We start from the raw sequence: 21081 nt of genomic DNA on the forward strand, positions 1-21081 counted from the left end.
TGAGGCAAAATAAAAAATAAACCCGCAGATTATGCGGGTTTATTGAGTGTGGTCACGCAGTAATTAAGCCACTTTTAGTTAATATTAAAAGATTAACGTTTGAGTACGCTGACCATGTAACGCCCATCGGCATGGGGGTGACAGCCGTGAATATCGGTTTCAAAGCCTGGATAGTGGCGCCCGATTTCAACCAGCATTTTCAAAAACTCCAGTACCGGTTTACTCTCTTCTGTCACCATTTCCCCCGGCATAATCAAAGGAACACCCGGAGGGTACGGCAGGATCATGTTGGCGTTGATTTTGCCAACCATATCTTCTAGAGCAACTTCTTCGGTATTGCCTTGTAATACTTCTTGGAATGCCTGATAAGGCGGCACAATCATTTGTGGTAAGACTTCAAAAGCGTGGAACATGATTTTCGGTAAATCATGCTTAATGGTCAGTTTATGAATGCCTTGAGCCAGCTCTTGAATCCGCATATCGTTGTAAAATTGCGGGTCAGCAGCATACAGCGAAGGTAACAGGTTTTTCACCTTTAAGTTCAGATCATAACCACGCTTGAAGTCAGTCAGCCCGCGCAGCAGTTGCATCGCTTTGGGTTTATCGATGCCGATACTGAACAGGAACAGCATATTATACGGGCCAGTTTTCTCGACAATAATACCTTGCTCATCGAGGAATTTAGAGACAAGCGCTGCCGGTATCCCGCTCTCTTCCAAATTGCCATCTTTATCCAGACCTGGGGTCAAAATAGTGACTTTAATCGGGTCGAGATACATATGATCGGCATCGATATCTTTAAACCCGTGCCATTTCTCATTCGGGCTGAGATTCCAACACTCTGCATCTTGAATATCATCGGGTTGCCAGACATCAAAGAACCAGCTGTCTGACTCTGCCCGCAATTTTTTGATCTCTTTACGAAAACGTACGGCGCGCTGAACGGAAGAGTCAATCAGCAAGCGGCCGGTGTTGCCTTTCATCATTGCCGCTGCCGTTTCGGTTGATGCAACAATGGCATACAGTGGTGATGTTGATGTATGCATCATGTAGGCTTCACTGAAAATCTCTTTATCAATTTCACCTTTCACATGAATCATTGAGGCTTGTGAGAATGCAGCCAGCAGTTTGTGGGTTGATTGTGTTTCATAAATCACTTTACCGGTGACACCTCCACCACTCATACCGTATTTACCTTTGTAAATAGGGTGGAAGTTAGTGTAGGGCACCCATGCACTGTCAAAGTGAATGAATTTGGTATCAAGGGTATCTTTGATAAAACCGGTGTTGTACAGCAAACCATCATAGGTACTGTTGGTGACTACCGCGTAGATAGGCCAAGCGGCATTTGGCGTTGCTTTGACTTTAGCTTCAATCACATCACGTCTGAATTCACTCTGTGGAATGCCGCCTAAAATACCGTAGGCATTACGTGTCGGACGAAAATAGAGTGGGGTGACATTGCTCATCATCATCAAGTGGGTTAATGATTTATGGCAGTTACGGTCAATCAACACGGTGCTACCAGAAGGGGCTGAGAACATACCCACAATTTTGTTGGCTGTTGATGTACCATTGGTGACGATATAACTGGCATCAGCGTTAAATACGCGGGCAATATACTCTTCTGCCTCTTTGTGTGGGCCGGAGTGATCGAGCAGTGATCCGAGCTCTGATACTGAAATCGAAATATCAGATTTCAGTGTGTTTGCACCGTAAAAGTCGTAAAAAATGCTGCCGACAGGGCTTTTTAGATACGCTGTTCCGCCCATGTGACCAGGGGTACAAAACGTATATTTGCCATCTTCAACATATTTAAACAGAGCCTTAGTCAGTGGTGGCAATATACGGTCAACATATTCATCACGCTTTTGCTCTATTTTTAATGCAATATCATCTGCAATATCAAGATGATATTCAAAGAAGTTTAGATTTAAGCGTAAATGCCCTAATTTAATATCTAACACAGAGTTATTATTAGCGAACGCATGCAGTGGTAAGTTTTCATTAAGTTCGCTAACATCTTTGCATAGATCAAGCCCGTATTTATCCCAGTCAAATACCACCGCGCAAATACGGGGGTTATTTTCAATAACTTTTAATAAATCTGCTGCGTCGGACGGGTAAATAACATGAAACCCACGTTTTTGTAGCGCAATATCGAGCTCTTGCAGCGGGGCTTCTTTAAAATAAGCATCTACATTACTTAAAATGGCAACGATGTTCATTGCAGCTCCTTGGTGTTCATTATTTAATTAGCGTAATATCATCAGATAGGCGGTAATTAAGACGATGCTTGCCCTGCCGCATCGCGTTTTGCGATTTTTCGGGTATAAAATATTAAGATAATCAGGGAAACAATAAATGTACCGGCTAATGGGGCTTGTTCTGCGCCTGCTAGAGCAACAAAGCAGAAGGCACTGCCTAATATTCCTGCCAGCATACTGAGCATATTTTTAGCGTTAGCACCTTCCATACGAATTAAGTTAATGCAGGAATAGAAGTAAGGCAGCATGGTTAACAGCACGGCAATACTGGTAATTTGGGTAAATAAGCTGGCGGCACTGCCCCCTTGAGAGCCTAAGAACGCTACCATAATCATCAGTACGGTCATTTTAATTGAAGCAAGAATCAGCCCTTTACGTGGAATGCCAGAGGCTGACATTTCGCCATATACTGCAGGAAAGTTGCCATCACTCGCTGCACGTGCACCAGCCTGACCGACCAGCATCATCCAAGAACCTAGTGAGGTTAAGCAGGCCAGTGCGGTAAATAAAGAGACGACTGAATTTGCCCAACCGCCGACCATTAATGATGCAGCCATACCAAAAGGGGCACCCGATTTTGCCAGTTCACTGGCTGGAAACATACCGCTGATAGCTTGTGTGGCGGCAATGTAGATAATACCGGCAAGGGCTGTACCCAGCATTGTTGCCATTGGGACGGTACGTTTTGGGTTATCCACCAAACCGGTACTGACAGAAGCAGACTCCACGCCGATAAATGACCATAAGCAGAGGATGACGGCTTGAGTAATGGCGGTTGAGTCTGATTTTGCAGATACGTTCCAACTTGTGGCGTATGTAGCTGAGTCAAACCAGAACCAGCCAAACAGCGCAGTACCCACAACGGGGATCAGTACCAATACAACCCCAATAGTGGTTAAGCGGCTGACAAACCCACCGCCGAGCAGATTAACAAAGGTGAAAAACCACACAATAGCAATCGAGGCGATAGCCGCAGGAATATGTTCATTGAGAATCGGGAAGAAAGTGGAGAGGTAGGATACGGCAGTAATCGCAATAGCAAGATTACCGATCCAGTTGGCATGGTAGTACAACACACCAGTTTGGAAACCAAAAATAGGTGAAACTTCACCCGCATAAGCCACTGGCCCGCCAGATTGGGGGTTAACAGTTGCCATTCGTGCATAAACGTAAGCCAGCGCCAGTGCGCCTACCAGTGAAATAGCCCAGCTATAAATAGTAATTGAGCCGTAAGAAGCAAGACTTGACGGTAAAAGCGCAATACCGCTTCCCATCATGTTACCTGCGACAAGGCCGGTACAGGCAATTAAGCCTATCTTTTTTGTATTTGCAGATGACATACATAAGCTCCGATTTCATATCTTACAGATACAACAATGCTTCTGAGGACAAATGCAGGTAACCTCAGGCCATTTCTTGAGATGTTTATGCGTTATTGATGCGCTTATTTTGCTAACTCGATGTGTTTATTGCTGTTTATTTTTATCGCATACGGTATTTTCCCATTTTAATGTTATGACGATAATTCCCTGATTCATTCTATTTCACAATATTGAGTTATCTAAAAAGATTATTGAGTGTGGATAAATATTGTTAGACATGAATTTTCTGGCTCTAAAAAGCGTGTACCAATAATCGTTTTTTTGCAAAGTGTAATTAAAATAAATAATAAAAATTGCCAAATTATTTTATGGCTCATTGTCTTGTTTGTGGTTTTTATTTCACAGGCTTATTTATTGTACGAGATACGTGTCTGGTTACACTTGGTTGTTAAATTAAACAAAAAAACAGAACCTATTATTATTTCTCACGTTTATGCTCTATTTAGAGTTATAGAAAAATTAATACGTAATAAGGCTATTAACTGCCTGATACAACAATGAAAATAGGCATGAAAAAAGTTGCATTCGTGTTTAATTAAAAGAGACATATGCTTGTCATACAACGCAGTATCACCGTGATACAACAAGAATAAAGTAGAGATTGAATCTTATATCATAGCAGAGTTTTGTGGGGCTAAATGGAAAATGGTCGAATTACAGTAACAAAAAACAGACATCCACGGTTTGCTTTAACGCTGATGGGGCCTGCCTTTATCACCGCTATTGGTTATATTGATCCGGGTAACTTTGCGACGAACATTCAAGCCGGTTCTGCATATGGTTATACGCTGCTTTGGGTGGTTGTGGCATCAAGTTTAATGGCAATGTTGATTCAGCTTTTATCAGCAAAACTGGGTATAGCAACACACAAAAATTTGGCCGAGCACTTGCGTGATAAATTGCCCAAAGTCTGTGTATGGGGATATTGGATACAAGCTGAGATCATGGCAATGGCCACCGATTTGGCTGAATTTATTGGTGCTTCTATTGGGTTTAAATTACTGCTGGGTATCAGTTTGCTTGAAGGTGCGCTGTTGACCGCGGTTATTAGCAGTGCAATTTTGCTAGTACAAAGCCGTAACCCTAAATATTTAGAGATTGTGATCGGGGCATTTTTACTGTTTGTTGCTGTTGCCTATCTCATTGAACTGAAATTTGCTCACCCTAACTGGGTATTAGTGGCCAAAGATTCATTCTGGCCTAATGAACCGAACAATAATGCCATTTATCTTTCAGCCGGTATTCTTGGCGCAACAATTATGCCACACGTTATTTACCTACACTCTGCGCTGACACAGCGGCAAGGTGCAGACTGTATGACAACAGATTGCGCTCATCAGCAACGCCTGTATTACCGCTCTACACGGCTTGATGTAGCCGTTGCGATGACCATTGCTGGGTTTGTCAATATGGCCATGGTGATTATGGCTGCGGCAACATTTCATCTAAATGGGCATCCTGAAATAGCTGATTTAACAACAGCCTATAGCACGCTAACACCGTTACTGGGTAAAGCAGCGGCGACTATCTTTGCACTTAGCCTGATTGCCTCTGGTTTATCGTCAACGGTGGTAGGAACATTGGCAGGGCAGGTGGTTATGAAAGGCTTTACACACCTGAAAATTCCATTATGGGTGCGAAGATCCATTACCATGCTGCCTGCATTTATCGTCATCATTGTTGGCTTAAATCCAAGCTCTATTTTGGTGTTAAGCCAAGTGGTATTGAGTTTTGGTATTGCCTTTGCACTCATTCCACTGCTTATTTTTACAAGCCAACGTGCGTTAATGGGAGGCCTAACTAATAGCAAGATCATTCAAGGGATAGGTGCAGTGATTGTTGTGCTGGTGGTTTCGTTGAATATTTTTCTATTGACAACCGCATAATTTTTTTTAGTAAGCCCCTGCCGCATTGAGGTAGGGGCTTGATACAAAGAGAAATAAAGTGCTGTAACTTTATACAAAAAAGCAGATATATGGATAAATCCGCAGTATAAAACTGCAAACATAACTCAGTAAGTTTATAATATAAGGCTATTGTTTTCTTTTTTTTGATTTTATGCTGTAACCACTCATGACAACACAGACTCAAGTACCCGTAAGGTATCCGAAAGAATGGTTTGCTTTAACCATTGTATATAGCTTTACCGGTGCTGCAATTTTAGCGTCGATTATCTTTTCTCTTTTACTGTTTTTGTCAATAGATGACAACCCAATGATGAAATGGTTGTTCGGTGCATTGGCGGTTATTTTTGAATTGGGGAAATTTTATGTCTGGTATGAGTTTGGTGAACGGCGTTCACGTCGGGATCTGAGTGGGTCGCTCTCTGCACTGCTTTTTTATACCATTTTGGCAATGATTTCGATTGGTGGCAGTATCGGTGGCATTAACAGTGCAACTAATACAGCTTTAAATGTTGAAGCGCAGCACCAGCGTGAAGTTTCTCGTTATGATGAGCAAATTGCTGCTATTGATCGGCAAATTCAGCTTAATGAAACAGCCGCCATGAAATACATTCAGCTAGATCGTATCTCTAGCGGTGTAAAAAGCATGCAAGATGCTAACTCAGCTTTGCGTTTACAGCAAGATGCATTGCGCCGTGAGCGTGATGCCCAGCCGGTAAGTGAGCAATCGTCCATGCTAGGGCTGATGAGCAGTTTAGCTGAAGGTATGCACCTCTCTACATCTCAAGTACAGTTTGTTTTAGTCTGTTTTCTTTCACTGTTATTGGATGTATTTTCCGCTTTTTTTGTGGGTTTAATTGGTGAAGAGAATCGGTTTCGCCGTAAATGGGTTGCTTCACAGACTGTATTATCAACCACCGTGGTTGTTGAATGTGAAGAACAACACAGAGATGCAGAGATTACCCCTGAAATTGAAGAAATTGTTCTTAGCCCATTTGAGCGTGTACGTGAAGGGTTACTTGCTGGACATGTGAAATGCAGTAAAAAATATGTTGCTCAACATTTGCAACTGCCTGTTGAACAAGTTGACCATATTTTTCAACAACTGGTTTCAGAAGGCGTGTTACGCCAGCGGCCAAATCGCCATTATCATTTGTGTGATACGGTATAAGCCTTTCGTGATGACTGTTTTTGATAAAAGCGCCTACGGGCGCTTTTTAGTCTCTAATAACAAAACTGTCTATATAGAATAACAGACAATTCCGGTTGAGTGCGTTTATTCAACGGACTTTACGTTGTGATACGCGTATAATAGATAACAATTTTTCTTAAAATCAGAGTTACGATGAAATCATTGTTCGCAACAACTGCCCGGGGATTGGAAGAACTGCTGAAAACTGAGCTAGAAGGCTTAGGTGCACAAGAGTGTAAACTGACGCAAGGCGGCGTTCATTTCAAAGGTTCTGTTGAAATAATGTACCGCAGCATGATGTGGAGCCGTTTGGCTTCGCGTATTTTACTTCCGCTGGCCACCTTTAAAGTTTTCAGTGAGTTAGACTTGTACCTCGGCGCAGGCAGTGTGAACTGGCAAAATATCTTTGATGTTAAGGATACCTTTGCCGTTGATTTTACCGGAACAAACGATGAGATCCGTAATAGCCAGTTTGGTGCTGTGCGGGTTAAAGATGCGATTGTTGACCATTTCAGCCGTAAAGTGGGTGAGCGCCCAAGCGTTGAACGTCAGGATGCTGATATCCGTATCAACGTTTATCTGCACAAAGAAGAAGCTGTGCTTTCGCTAGATTTATGCGGCGCGAGTTTACACCAACGTGGTTATCGTGATCGTACTGGTGCAGCGCCGCTCAAAGAGAACTTAGCGGCAGCATTAGTACTGCGTTCTGGTTGGAAAATCGGTACACCGCTGGTCGACCCAATGTGCGGCTCAGGCACACTGCTGATTGAAGCGGCGATGATGGCTTCCGATATGGCGCCAGCATTGTGGCGCGAGCAGTGGGGCTTTTTGGCTTGGAAAGGTCATGACCGCGATGTTTGGAAAGCGATTCGTGATGATGCACAAGTGCGTGCAAACGCGGGTGTGAGCAAAACCGCACCGCTGTTCTTTGGTATCGATAATGATCAGCGCGTTATTGATCGTGCGCAAACCAACATCCGCAATGCTGGTTTAACCAGCCTGATTAGCTTAAAGCGTGCCGATGCTGTGGCATTGACCAATCCACTGAGTACCGCACAGAAAGCCGAAAATTTGCGTGGTACGGTGCTCTCTAACCCACCTTACGGTGAGCGTTTAGGCTCCGTACCGGCTCTGATTGCACTGCACACCGTATTTGGCCGCCGTTTGAAGCAAGAGTTTGGCAGCTGGCGTGTATCGCTGTTCAGCGGTGCGCCAGAGCTGCTGAACTGCCTGCAAATGCGTGCAGAGCGTCAGTTTAAAGCGAAAAACGGCCCGCTGGATTGTATCCAGAAAAACTACCAAATTGCAGAACAGCAGCAAGATAATAGCGCGCGTAGCCTAAAAGGTGCGGAAGATTTTGCCAACCGTCTGCGTAAAAACATTAAAAAGCTCGACAAATGGGCCGCAGATGAAGGTCTGGAAGCGTACCGTTTGTATGATGCTGATTTGCCTGACTACAACGTTGCCATTGATCGCTATCTTGATCATATCGTGATCAATGAATACGCCGCGCCAAAAGAGATCGAAGAGCAAAAGGCACGTCATCGTCTGTTTGACTTGGTTGTTGCCGTGCTTGATGTTACCGGTGTTGAAGCCGATAAAGTGATTTTGAAAGTCCGCGAGCGCAAAAAAGGCACATCTCAGTACGAGAAAATGGCCAATCAGGACGATTACTTTGTGGTTCACGAATATGGTGCAAGCTTGTGGGTAAACCTGACAGACTATCTGGATACAGGCCTGTTCCTTGATCACCGATTAACCCGCCGCATGTTGGGGCAAATGGCGAAAGGAAAACGCTTCCTTAACCTGTTTGCTTACACAGGTACGGCAACAGTACATGCCGCTTTAGGTGGCGCAAGTAGCACCACAACGGTAGATATGTCAAAGACTTATCTGAACTGGGCCGAGCAAAACCTCAATCTGAATAATATCCGAGGTCAGCACCGTTTAGTGCAGGCCGATTGTCTGCGCTGGCTGGAAAATGCCGATGAGCAGTTTGACCTGATCTTTATTGATCCGCCAACATTCTCAAACTCAAAGCGTATGGATGAGTCATTTGATGTGCAGCGTGATCACTTAAAGCTGATGCAAAATTTGCAGCGTCTGCTCAGTGATGACGGCGTGATTGTGTTCTCGAACAACAAGCGCGGATTCAAAATGGATATGGAAGGTTTGGCGGCACTCGGTCTGGATGCTGATGACATTACTAATTTGTCATTATCGGCTGATTTTGCGCGTAACCGTCAGATCCATAACTGCTGGATTGTGAAACACCGCGAACAAACCGCTTAATGCACTGCATTTTGAATCGATAAAAAAGCCCGCAGATTGCGGGCTTTCAAGTGATACACGACTGAAAACCAAAGGACAACAGGGTTGCAGATGCGATACCGACTTTACCACACGGAATATTGTCATCTCTGTGAGATGGCGTGGGAGATAATTTTGCAGTGCGGCATAGCGCCACATTGCCAACGTATTGATATTGCCGGACATGAATCATTGGAAGCCCGTTATGGCATCCGGATCCCCGTCTTATGCGATTTAGCTGGCCGAGAGCTCGGCTGGCCCTTTGACTTAACGCAATTACAGGAGTGGTTAGCCAATGGCGCTGATTAACCTCACCGGTGCATACCTCTCTTACAGCGATGCACCGCTACTTGATCATACCGAACTGCACATTGAACCGAACGAACGCGTCTGTTTAGTTGGCCGCAACGGTGCGGGCAAATCGACACTGATGAAAGTGCTGGCCAGTGAACAAAAGCTTGATGATGGCCGTTTACAGGTACAGCAAGACGTTGTGATTTCGCGTTTGGAACAAGATCCACCGCGTAATGCAACCGGCAGTGTTTTTGACTACGTTGCTGAAGGTGTCGAGCACGTCGCTACCTTGCTGAAAGATTACCATGCCATTTCTCAACTGGTATGTAGTGACCCGTCAGAGCAAAATCTGAATAAAATGGGAAAACTGCAAGAAGCACTGGATCACTGCAATGGTTGGATGTTTGAAAGCCGTATCCATCAGGTGATGGAGCAGTTAAATCTGCAAGAAGATATGGCACTGTCTGAACTTTCTGGCGGCTGGCTGCGTAAGGCTGCATTAGCGCGTGCACTGGTGTGTGCACCTGATGTTCTGCTGCTTGATGAGCCAACCAACCACCTTGATGTGGATACCATTCGTTGGTTGGAAACTTTCCTCAAAGAGTTTAAAGGCAGCATTATCTTTATCTCGCATGACCGTGCATTTATCCGCAATATGGCCACCCGTATTGTTGATCTTGACCGTGGCGCATTAGTGTCATGGCCGGGCGATTATGATAAATATCTGGAAGGCAAAGAAGAAGCCCTGCGGGTAGAAGAGCAGCAAAATGCCGAGTTTGATAAAAAACTGGCACAAGAAGAGGTCTGGATCCGTCAGGGGATCAAAGCCCGTAGAACACGTAATGAAGGCCGTGTTCGCGCCCTCAAAGCCCTGCGCCGTGAGCGTTCAGAGCGCCGTGAAGTCATGGGCTCGGCAAAAATCCAAATTGAAGATGTATCACGCTCCGGCAAAATTGTCTTTGAACTGGAAAATGCCTGCTACGAAGTGGATGGCAAAGTTCTGCTCGACAACTTCACCTCACAGATTATGCGTGGTGATAAAATTGCACTGGTCGGTGCGAACGGTTGCGGTAAAACCACATTAATCAAACTGTTGCTGGGCGAGATCCAACCAACATCTGGCCGTGTACATTGTGGAACCAAACTGGATGTTGCCTACTTTGACCAGTACCGTGCCGAGCTTGACCCTGAGAAAACCGTGATGGATAACGTTGCGGAAGGGAAGCAAGAAGTCATGTTTGGCGGCAAACCGCGCCATATTCTGGGCTACCTGCAAGATTTCCTGTTCCACCCACGCCGTGCGATGACACCGGTAAAAGCGCTGTCGGGTGGTGAGCGTAACCGCCTGTTATTGGCGAAATTGCTATTAAAGCCGAACAACCTGCTGATCCTCGATGAGCCAACCAACGATCTCGATATTGAAACGCTTGAGCTGCTCGAAGAGATCTTAGCTGATTATCCGGGCACACTGCTGCTGGTCAGCCATGATCGTCAGTTTGTCGACAATACCGTCGGCAGTTGCTGGATGTTTGAGGGTGATGGTCATGTTGCCGAGTATGTGGGTGGTTACCATGATGCACGTTTGCAGCAGGAAGCGACACATGCCACGCGCGCCACGCAGAAAGCTGCACCGGTAAAAGCAGCATCTGCCGAACCGAAAACGGCAAATAACAGTCATGCAGAGAGTACGCAGCCTGCACGCCGCTCTGCCAGTGTACGCCTGAGCTATAAGCAGCAGCGTGAACTTGATGAACTACCTGCCCAGCTAGAGAAACACGAAGTTCGTATTGCTCAATTGCAAGCGATCATGAATGACCCTGATTTTTTTCTAAAATCGCACGAAGAAACAACACCTGTTTTAAATGAATTGGCTGAAGTAGAGCAAATGCTCGAAACAACATTTGAGCGTTGGGAAGAGTTGGAAAATCTAAAAAACAACGTTTAGTAAAGGATAACCTACTGAAATAGCGTGGGTTGTTTCGCAAAACTGTCATAAGGCCATCATATTTACACTGTAAGGTGCAAGGTATGATGGCCTTTTTGTATGTAATGAACCTGAGTATCGCATCACAAAAATGACATTGGCCTGATTTTTGCGCGTTGAATTTGCCCCGTTATTGTCCGATTCTTAATGGTGAGGGGTGGATAACCTCTCATCGAGGCTTCCGTACCAACACGAGGAAAACCGGAATGAAGAGACAAAAACGGGATCGTTTAGAACGTGCTCATTCACGTGGTTACTTTGCTGGATTAGAAGGGCGTTCGAAAGAGCTTTGTCCATATCAAACTCTTGATGCACGATCACATTGGCTGGGCGGTTGGCGCGAGGCTATCGATAACAGAACATCAAACGGCATGAAGTAATTGCTAGAATACAGTCTCGATAAGGCTGGAAAATATTATACTTAGAAAATAGTATCATTACGCTTGGCCTGATACTGACTATGCATTAGCATTACGTATCAATCACAAAAACAGTGTATAGAATTGCATACGTTTAGTGAGCTCAATAAAAGACTACGGGCACTCAATGAGTGCCCTTTTTGTTGCATTAAGGTGAGAAATGCAAAAGAGAAGTAAAGTTAATATTGTGTCTCTCTTAACTGATAGACTTCACACTATAAAATACGACAAGTTGATATCTGGGCTGCGATAAATTTAAAAGATTATGGTGCAATATTACGCATAGCGAGACGACGCTTTTTCCAGTTACGGCTTACCGAGTAACGCCAGATCCCTTGAATAGAGAAATAGCCAATAAACGCTGCGATAATACCGCAGATAAAACTACCAAATAAAAAGGGAATAAACAGCGTATCAAACTGTGTCATGACCCACTCCATTGAAAAATGCAGCTTCCCTTCATAACGAGGCGTTCCTAAAATCCATGATCCCACTTTATAGGCACAATAAAAAATAGGAGGCATAGTCAGAGGGTTAGTCAACCAAACGAGGGCAATGGATAAAGGTAAATGAACACGCAATAAAATAGCGCCACAAGCAGCCAATAACATCTGGCACGGCAAAGGAATGAATGCAACAAATAAACCGACAGCGAAAGCGCCGGAAGCAGATCGACGATTTAAATTCCACAAGTTGGCATGGTGTAGCCAACGGCTGAGAATGCTCAGACTCTTATGAGCACGAATAGACTCCTGTGATGGGAGATGCTTTTTAATCAGCTGTTTTAGCATGGTCATACACCATTGAAGCGATTTTTTATTGTAGATAGCACCGCATTGGCAATTATTGCGGGTATTTTACCGTTAATGTGGCTCACTGCATTACCCTCTTGGCTCATGTTGATCGGGATAGCTCCCGTTGTTCTTCTCTTATTCTTTGGGCGAACGCCGTTGACCTTTAACCTACTTATTGTAGGAGTCTCTTTTATTGTCGCAACCACAACAGCACGTCAATTTCAAACTGATATAGCACAAACAGCATATGATGGCCGCTATATTAACATAACTGCGAAAATAGAAAGCCCAGAACTGTTTGGTACAGATAATAAACTCACTGTGGCACACATTACCGCCATTGAAGGTAAAAAACAGTCATTTTTAGCCCGTTTATCATGGAAAAATGCGCCCCCTTTACGAGCCGGTGAAACGTGGCAATTTACAGCAAAATTATTTCCTCTCTCTGCGCAAATAAATCAAGGTGGGTTTGATGTACAACGCTGGATGATAGCAAACCGTATACACGCTACTGGAGTGATAAAAACTGGCCAACGTGTGATCAGTGAAAGTTCATTACGTCAGCGTTTAATTACACAAGCTCGCATACAAATGCACAGATTACCCAATGCTGATGTACTCGTTGCGTTAGCGTTTGGTGAACGGGCTTTGATCAGTGATACCCGCTGGCAAGTATTTCAGCACAGTGGCATTGCCCATTTAATGGCTATCTCTGGTCTGCATGTGATGTTTGCTGGGTTGTGTGGTTTTATGCTGATACGAATAGCGCAATATTTGTTACCGGCACACCGCATTAAACCCGTAGCACCGCTTATTGCAATGGGATTGGCTTCAGTTATTTATGTGTGGATTGCTGGCTGGGCACTGCCTGCCGAACGAACACTCTTTGCTATGTTATTGGTGATGTTTGCCCGCTATGGCCAGTGGCAATTACGGCCTGTTACGTTACTGCTTTGTGTCATGGCAATATTGCTACTATATGACCCTTTGACTGTGTTGTCTGACAGTTTTTGGCTCTCTTGTCTGGCGGTTATGGTGTTAATGATCCTTGGGCATTTTTTTCCATTGCCTGCCGTACTGCGTCGGCATATTTGGCTGCGCATCCCGGCAGAATGGATACATATTCAAATTGGGTTAACACTGCTGCTTGCACCCGTACAACTTGCCATGTTTCATGGCATTCCTTTGTACAGCTTTTGGGCGAATCTAATAGCCATTCCGCTAGTCACTTTTATCACTGTACCACTGATTTTAGCTGCATTACTGCTAGTAGGGTTTCCTGCTTTAGCAACATTTTGTTGGACACTGGCTGATTATACTATTGTTCTTTTATGGCACGTAATCACCCCATTGGCAACGCAATGGCACGGGCTTCCACAGTGGAGTGTCATACTCAGTATTATACTCTTTATCGCGCTCTTTTTGTGGCGATTACACCTATACCGAACAATGCCCATTTTTAGCCTAATGCTAATAGGGGTGATCTCTGCACCCCTCTTTACACTCTTACCACGCTGGCGAGTTGATATGCTGGATATTGGGCAAGGGTTGTCAGTCGTTCTAAGCCGTAATGGGCATGCCATTGTGTATGATACCGGCAGTAGTTGGCAGGGGGGGAGTATGGCAAAAAGTCAGATATTACCCTTTTTGCATTGGCAGGGGTGGGTGCTCGATGGTGTGATTCTTTCGCATCAAGATAATGATCATGCGGGTGGGCTGGCTGATTTACTGCATGCTTTTCCACAGGCATGGGTTCGCACCTCGGGCACTTTGCATCATCAAGCCATAAAAAGTGGAAGTTGCCACCGAGGTAATCGTTGGACATGGCAGCAGCTCGGCATAGAAGCTGTTTGGCCGCTCACGCAGGTGGAAAAAGCGGGTAATGCTGATTCTTGTACACTTTTGATAACAGATGGCACATTTCGTTTTTTACTGACTGGGGATATAGAAAAAGCTGGGGAGTTGGCCTTATTGCAGTTAGGGGATAAGTTGCAGGCTAATATAATGACCATTCCACACCACGGCAGCCAAACATCATCAACCACCACATTTTTACAGGCAGTGAACCCTGATTATGCGTTTGTTTCTGCTGGGCGTTTTAATCAGTGGCAACATCCCCGTTCAGAAATTATTGCACGTTACCAACAGCAGCAAATTAGTGTGCTAAATACAATAACATCGGGTCAAATGAGTGTGTTTTTTTACGATAATAAATATCAAATAAAGCGTTATCGGCAGGATATATCACCAGTATGGTATCACCAGCAGTTTGGGTCTTTTATTGATAACCGCTTAAGAGGGCCAAAAACTGTACAATAATAATACAGATAACCCTGTAGATTCGCCACGAGGTTAGCCTTAAGGCGTACGATAAACATGTTCAATTTGGCTGACTCTGTGCAAACAGAGTAGAATAGCGTTAATTGTAATAAGTAGGCTAAATACATGCTAAATGATAAAGACCTAACAACGTGGCAAACATTTCGTCGCCTCTGGCCCATGATCAAACCTTTCCGGTTAGGTCTTATTGTCGCGGCTATTGCATTGATAATTAACGCCGGCACTGATACGGCAATGATATCACTGTTAAAACCGTTATTAGATGATGGTTTTGGGAGTGCTGACAACAGTTTTTTAAAGATTATGCCGTTTGCGCTGTTTGGTTTGATGTTATTGCGCGGAATGACCAGTTTTGTTTCAAACTATGGTTTGTCATGGGTGTCAGGTAAAGTGGTTATGCATATGCGCCAGCGGTTGTTTAAGCATATGATGCAGATGCCTGTCTCTTTTTTTGATAAACAGTCAACCGGTACATTACTCTCGCGTATTACCTATGATACTGAGCAAGTTGCATCATCATCATCAGGCGCTTTGATTACTGTTGTACGTGAAGGGGCTTATATTATTGGCCTCTTAGGGATGATGTTTTATAACAGTTGGCAGTTATCTGTCATTTTGATTGTTGTTGGGCCTGTTGTTGCAATGGCCATTCGACTAATATCGCGCCGTTTTCGTAAACTCAGTAAAGATATGCAAAATACGATGGGGCATGTTACAGCCTCGGCTGAACAAATGCTAAAAGGCCATAAAGTGGTACTGAGTTTTGGGGGGCAAGAGGTAGAGAGTAAGCGTTTTGATGAAGTCAGTAACCGTATGCGCCAGCAAGCGATGAAAATGGTTTCGGCAACATCAATTTCAGACCCGCTGATACAGATCATCGCCTCTAGTGCTTTATGTGTGGTGCTTTATGTTGCCTCGATGCCACACGTTATGTCGACATTAAGTGCTGGTACTATCACTGTCGTATTCTCCTCAATGATGGCTATGTTGCGACCACTTAAATCACTGACAAATGTGAATGCACAGTTCCAGCGTGGTATGGCAGCATGCCAAACCTTGTTTACCATTTTGGACATGCAACCTGAAAATGATCAGGGTACACGCCATGTTGAGCGTGCAAAAGGCGATCTTGAGTTCCGTAATGTCACTTTTACGTACCCGACCAAAGAGACTCCTGCACTGAAAAATATCAGTTTTACTGTGCCTGCGGGTAAAACGGTTGCACTTGTTGGCCGTTCGGGTTCGGGAAAATCAACCATCGCTAATTTATTGACACGATTTTACGACATCCAATCGGGTGAAATCTTGCTCGATGGGCATGAGCTACGTGAATACAAACTGGCTGACCTACGCAATCAAGTTGCCTTAGTTTCTCAGCAAGTGCACTTGTTTAATGACACCGTAGCCAACAATATTGCCTATGCCCGCACGGAACAATATAGCCGTGAACATATTGAGCAAGCGGCTGATATTGCGCATGCTGCCGAATTTATTCAAAAAATGGATCAGGGTTTTGATACGGTAGTGGGTGAAAACGGCGTGCTACTTTCTGGTGGTCAGCGCCAGCGTATTGCTATCGCGCGCGCATTGCTGCGTGATTGTCCAATTCTGATCCTTGATGAAGCAACTTCAGCATTAGATACCGAATCAGAGCGAGCTATTCAGTCAGCTTTAGATGAGCTGCAAAAAAACCGAACTGCATTGGTGATTGCACACCGTTTATCGACCATTGAAAGCGCCGATGAAATTTTAGTGATTGATGAAGGCGAAATTGTTGAGCGTGGTCAGCATGCTGAGTTACTGGCAAAAGAGGGTGCTTATGCCCAGTTGCACAGAATGCAGTTTGGGGTGTAAGGCGTAACATGATAGAGCGTTTGTGGTTCTCCCGTTCACGCTGGTGTTGGTTGTTATTGCCGCTATCAGGGGTCTTTGCGCTGATCAGCGCAGCACGGCGCAGTGCATTTCGTTTAGGTTGGAAAAAAAGCTGGCGAGCGCCTGTTCCTGTGGTGGTGGTCGGCAATATTACGGTCGGTGGTAACGGTAAAACACCGATGGTCATCTGGCTGGTGGAGCAGTTGCAAGCGCGCGGGTTTCGGCCCGCGGTTGTTTCTCGTGGTTATGGGGGGCAGGCTACGCAGTATCCGCTGCTGCTCAATAAACACACTCTTGCCACGCAAGCGGGTGATGAGCCTGTGCTGATTTATCAGCGTACCGGTGTACCGGTTGCTGTTGACCCAAATCGCAGCTGTGCAGTGCAGGCATTGCTGGCTGAACATACTGTTGATGTGATCATTACTGATGATGGTTTACAGCATTATGCACTGGCGCGTGATGTTGAAATTGTTATTGTTGATGGTCAGCGCCGTTTTGGTAATGGTTTTTTGTTACCAGCTGGCCCTCTGCGCGAGAGTATATCGCGTTTACAATCTGTAGATGCAGTGATTGTGAATGGTGGCGATGCACAGCCAGATGAAATTTCGATGCAGTTACAGGCTTACTGTGCAGTTAATCTATTAACCGGTGAACAGCGCACCGTTGACGCATTACCTGAAACAGTGGCAATGGCCGGTATTGGTCATCCACCCCGCTTTTTTGCCACTTTGCAAACACTGGGCGCGACACCTATCCGCTGTGTTGCTTTTGCTGATCATCAGGCATATAGCAAACAACAACTTATGGCGTTGACATCCGATAAGCAAATTTTATTGATGACAGAAAAAGATGCCGTAAAGTGTCGGGATTTTATCCAGCCTAATTGGTGGTATTTGCCAGTAAAGGCTCAATTGCCAGAGATAAACGGCAGTGCACTATTAGCAAAAATTACGGCAAAAATTGGTGCATAAATAACAATTATTGCGCAAATAATAAAGAGGAGATGACGTATGGATCACCGTCTACTTGAGATTATTGCTTGCCCTGTTTGTAAAGGGAAATTGCAGTATGATAAAGAGAAACAAGAGTTGATTTGTAAATTAGATCGTCTGGCTTACCCTATTACGGAAGGTATTCCAGTATTACTGGAAGTGCGCGCTCGTGAGCTCACAGCAGAAGAGATTTTACCATGAGTTTTATTGTGATTATTCCTGCGCGTTATGCATCAACGCGTTTACCCGGTAAGCCATTGGCAGATATTGCCGGAAAACCAATGATTTTACATGTGTTGGAAAAGGCACAACGTGCAGGGGCTGAACGTGTCATTGTGGCAACAGATCATCTCGATGTTGCAGCCGTAGTGACGGCCGCAGGTGGTGAAGTGTGCATGACACGTGCTGATCACAATTCGGGTACTGAACGGTTAGCTGAGGTTATTGAACACTATAATTTTGCTGATGATACGATCATTGTTAATGTACAAGGTGATGAGCCATTGATTCCACCAGCAATTATTCGTCAGGTGGCTAATAATTTAGCACAGGCTAATCAAGCGCGTATGGCAACATTATCAGTACGTATTGAAGAAGCTGAAGAGGTCTTTAATCCGAATGCAGTAAAAGTACTGACCGATCAGCAAGGTTATGCGCTCTATTTTTCACGCGCAGCAATTCCGTGGGATCGTGATAATTTTGCGCGTACAAAAACACAGGTGGGTAATTTTTATCAGCGGCATATTGGTATTTATGCTTATCGAGCAGGCTTTATCCGCCAATATGTTAACTGGATACCAAGCCAGCTTGAACAAATAGAGAGCCTTGAACAGCTACGGGTACTGTGGTACGGCGAGAAAATTCATGTTGCTATAGCAGAACAAGCGCCACCGGCAGGGGTTGATACGCAAGAAGATTTAGATAAAGTGCGTCAAATTTTAGCGTGAAAGCCAACGTAGTACTAAGTTTGATTAAAAAGTCACCGAGAGGTGGCTTTTTTGTTTGATCCATAAGGTGGAATGATGTCAGATAAAGCATAAAGGTATTGATACATTAACGCATGGAGAGAGGCTATGGAGTGCCTAACAGAGGAGCTGAGTCTATTACTGGGTGAGAAAGTATCGCGCACGGAGATAGTAGGGAAAGGTGTATTTTCAACGGTTTTTGCACTGTATGACAGCAGTAATATCGCTTTTCCTGTGGTTGCAAAAGCCTACCCAATGAGGGGAATGGCCGAGAGCGAAATCAGCAAACTGTCGGTTTTAGCTCGCCACGCAATGGTGCGTATGCCTACTATTTATGGCGTACACCACTCTGAGCAAAGTGCTGTTTTTAAAGAAGTGGTTTTGATGGAACGTTTAGCGGGAATTAGCGTAACTGCACCTTGTCGTAGTGCTAACCGTTCATTGGCATTGAGTGAGCAAATTGCAGATTGTTTATTGAGTTGGCATCGGGTTGATAGCCAAGGGCTCTCAGGGCTCAGTGGTGAGTTAAGTGATAAGTTATGGCCAAATTGGTATCAACAATATTTAACCCGTTTGTGGTCAATGGTTGAAGCAAATATAGGCTTTTGTGATTATGACGAGCGAATTGTACTATATCGTTCACTTAAGCAGTATGATCAGTTTTTTTCTGAATTTGATGATACATCTGTGCTTGTACACGGCGATTTTAAGCTACGTAATTTACTTAAAGATGCTAAAACTGATCAGTTAATTGCGGCTATTGATCCCGGTCCAATGCAGTGTGCTCCACGCGAGTTTGATTTAATTCACCTTTGTTGTGAACCTTTTGCAGAGAAAGTATTGTCAACTTATTTACAAAGAGCGCCAGTTGCTGAGCAATTTGCAGCGCGCCGTTGGTTGTATAAAGTGTGGGATGAGATCGCATGTGGATTAAAAAAAGGAAAACTCGATCACAATATGTTGGCGATATATAACAAACAGCTTACTCCGTGGTTAGGGTAAGCGACATACCTCAAAAATAACACCATTAATGTTAGGGGTATTACACAGACTTCAGTGTTAACCACCACTCACCAAGTAATTCATACCATGCACGCTCGCTGCGCTCCATATAGTTCGCGGCGGGCAGGTATTGCTCCCAAATATGGCCTTTTCCTTCAGAAGAGAGTTGATTAGCCGGTGCAGGAATAGGGTGCATACCATTTTGAGCAAATAAGCGCATCGCACGCGGCATATGGCTCGCAGAGGTGACTAATACCGCTGGCTGATTATTAATCAAGGCTTTCATTGCTACGGCTTCATCTTCTGTATCACGCGGTGTTTCAATCAAAATTATATCTTCTTTTGGAACACCTAAACTGGACGCTACCTGAGCTGCCACACGAGCACTACTCACTTCTGATGCAGAAGGTGCACCACTGAATACTAGCTTGGCTTTGGGGTGCATACGATAAATTCGAATACCTTCGGCAATACGCGCTAATGTATTACGCCCAACTTGTGAACTGGGTGGGAGTAGAGGATCGTACAGATACGAGCCGCCGAGTACCAAAACATAGCTGACATCTCCGCTCGGTTGGTACACTGGAAACTGATCTTCACGTGGTTTAAGTAATCGATCAGCAATAGGTTCGCTAGATAATAACAATAACGCACACCAACTTAGGGTAATTAACCCTCGTCCACTACGTTGCCATCGGCTGAACCATAACAATAATATGCCTACTAGCATAACGAAGATTATGCTTGGTAAAGGCATCAACAGTGCGCCAATAATTTTTTTGAGCTCAAACATAGGCATCCTTTAGGGCTGACTCTGACAAAATAGAGTAGTACATGCAGCCAAGAAAGAGAACTATATTGCATAATTACTCATTATTACCCCTTTTTTGTGAGGGATGTAGAAAATACATCATACTTATTCATATGATGACAAAGAGTACTGAATGGCCATATCACTGGAGAAACACCAAAAATGGGATAAGAAAAGTAAGAGTGAAATACAAAAAATATTTTATTTATCATTAGCATATAGGGCTGATTACGTTTCTCTGTGTTGACAATATAAACGAGTCTTTTTCGGAAAAACAGTGTAATAGCCCAGAGTATAGGAAACGTATCTATTCACTCATTGACGTAAATGATAACAGAGAGGATAGGTTGCTTTACATAAATGTAATCGTTTCGTGTCTTTTTTTAGTAAGTCGTCGTGTAATTGAGTAGGTGTAACAGAATGCTTGGATTTTTTCTAATAGCAACTTCAATAATAATATCGATAATATTTAACAATAGAAGTACGCCAAATACAATACTCACCGCTTTAAACGAGATTTTATTGCAAAGCAAAAAGACTGTAGATTTTAGAG

General features: G+C 44.2%; 16 protein-coding genes. 12 read left to right on the forward strand and 4 right to left on the reverse strand.

The window, feature by feature from the left end; genetic code table 11:
- Positions 1-92 precede the first annotated feature (92 nt).
- Together cadA and cadB are read right to left on the reverse strand one after the other, a co-directional pair.
- Complete coding sequence (gene cadA / locus ACRC53_RS03295; protein ID WP_438642140.1) at positions 93-2228, reverse strand: lysine decarboxylase; 2136 nt, start codon at positions 2226-2228, stop codon at positions 93-95.
- Between the two features lie 56 nt (positions 2229-2284).
- Positions 2285-3607 (reverse strand): cadaverine/lysine antiporter, encoded by a 1323-nt coding sequence (gene cadB / locus ACRC53_RS03300; RefSeq protein WP_438642141.1) that lies wholly within the window; start codon positions 3605-3607, stop codon positions 2285-2287.
- Between the two features lie 680 nt (positions 3608-4287).
- On the opposite strand from cadB, the gene ACRC53_RS03305 reads away from it, so the two are divergent.
- From ACRC53_RS03305 to rmf, 6 genes are all read left to right on the forward strand, one after another.
- Entirely contained in the window at positions 4288-5535 is a 1248-nt protein-coding gene (locus tag ACRC53_RS03305; protein ID WP_438642142.1) for an Nramp family divalent metal transporter, read from the forward strand.
- A gap of 187 nt (positions 5536-5722) precedes the next feature.
- The gene (locus ACRC53_RS03310) at positions 5723-6724 is read left to right on the forward strand and encodes a hypothetical protein (protein WP_438642143.1); all 1002 of its coding nucleotides are present in this window, start codon (positions 5723-5725) and stop codon (positions 6722-6724) included.
- A gap of 174 nt (positions 6725-6898) precedes the next feature.
- The gene (rlmKL, locus tag ACRC53_RS03315) at positions 6899-9037 is read left to right on the forward strand and encodes a bifunctional 23S rRNA (guanine(2069)-N(7))-methyltransferase RlmK/23S rRNA (guanine(2445)-N(2))-methyltransferase RlmL (RefSeq protein WP_438642144.1); all 2139 of its coding nucleotides are present in this window, start codon (positions 6899-6901) and stop codon (positions 9035-9037) included.
- Positions 9038-9127: 90 nt separating this feature from the next.
- Positions 9128-9364, forward strand: coding sequence for a glutaredoxin family protein (locus ACRC53_RS03320; protein ID WP_438623393.1), 237 nt, complete (start codon positions 9128-9130; stop codon positions 9362-9364).
- Positions 9351-11294 (forward strand): ABC transporter ATP-binding protein, encoded by a 1944-nt coding sequence (locus tag ACRC53_RS03325; RefSeq protein ID WP_438642145.1) that lies wholly within the window; start codon positions 9351-9353, stop codon positions 11292-11294. Before ACRC53_RS03320 ends, ACRC53_RS03325 begins: the two co-directional genes overlap by 14 nt.
- A 245-nt stretch (positions 11295-11539) precedes the next feature.
- A complete protein-coding gene (gene rmf / locus ACRC53_RS03330) occupies positions 11540-11713 on the forward strand; it encodes a ribosome modulation factor (protein ID WP_438623391.1) in 174 nt (57 codons plus the stop codon).
- A 302-nt stretch (positions 11714-12015) separates the two neighbouring features.
- Here rmf and ACRC53_RS03335 read toward each other — a convergent pair whose 3' ends face one another.
- On the reverse strand, positions 12016-12543 hold the full coding sequence (locus tag ACRC53_RS03335) for a DUF2062 domain-containing protein (RefSeq protein ID WP_438642146.1): 528 nt from the start codon (positions 12541-12543) through the stop codon (positions 12016-12018).
- Positions 12544-12555: 12 nt separating this feature from the next.
- On the opposite strand from ACRC53_RS03335, the gene ACRC53_RS03340 reads away from it, so the two are divergent.
- The 6 genes from ACRC53_RS03340 (at position 12556) to ACRC53_RS03365 (ending at position 19717) form a co-directional block, all read left to right on the forward strand.
- Complete coding sequence (locus tag ACRC53_RS03340; protein WP_438642147.1) at positions 12556-14865, forward strand: DNA internalization-related competence protein ComEC/Rec2; 2310 nt, start codon at positions 12556-12558, stop codon at positions 14863-14865.
- A 126-nt stretch (positions 14866-14991) separates the two neighbouring features.
- Positions 14992-16740 carry a lipid A ABC transporter ATP-binding protein/permease MsbA gene (gene msbA, locus ACRC53_RS03345; protein ID WP_438642148.1) on the forward strand — a complete coding sequence of 583 codons (1749 nt, stop codon included), beginning with the start codon at positions 14992-14994 and terminating at the stop codon, positions 16738-16740.
- An 8-nt stretch (positions 16741-16748) separates the two neighbouring features.
- Positions 16749-17729 (forward strand): tetraacyldisaccharide 4'-kinase, encoded by a 981-nt coding sequence (gene lpxK, locus ACRC53_RS03350; RefSeq protein ID WP_438642149.1) that lies wholly within the window; start codon positions 16749-16751, stop codon positions 17727-17729.
- Positions 17730-17768: 39 nt separating this feature from the next.
- The gene (locus ACRC53_RS03355; protein WP_438642150.1) at positions 17769-17951 is read left to right on the forward strand and encodes a Trm112 family protein; all 183 of its coding nucleotides are present in this window, start codon (positions 17769-17771) and stop codon (positions 17949-17951) included.
- Positions 17948-18697: a 3-deoxy-manno-octulosonate cytidylyltransferase gene (kdsB, locus tag ACRC53_RS03360; RefSeq protein ID WP_438642151.1), complete on the forward strand. Its 750-nt coding sequence runs from the start codon at positions 17948-17950 to the stop codon at positions 18695-18697. Before ACRC53_RS03355 ends, kdsB begins: the two co-directional genes overlap by 4 nt.
- A gap of 126 nt (positions 18698-18823) precedes the next feature.
- Positions 18824-19717, forward strand: a complete 894-nt coding sequence (locus tag ACRC53_RS03365) for a phosphotransferase (RefSeq protein WP_438642152.1) — start codon at positions 18824-18826, stop codon at positions 19715-19717.
- 40 nt (positions 19718-19757) lie between these two features.
- Here ACRC53_RS03365 and elyC read toward each other — a convergent pair whose 3' ends face one another.
- Positions 19758-20510, reverse strand: coding sequence for an envelope biogenesis factor ElyC (gene elyC, locus ACRC53_RS03370; RefSeq protein ID WP_438642153.1), 753 nt, complete (start codon positions 20508-20510; stop codon positions 19758-19760).
- Positions 20511-21081 lie beyond the last annotated feature (571 nt).

Source organism: Plesiomonas sp. (assembly GCF_051652165.1).
Classification (GTDB): Bacteria; Pseudomonadota; Gammaproteobacteria; order Enterobacterales; family CAMTGL01; genus Plesiomonas.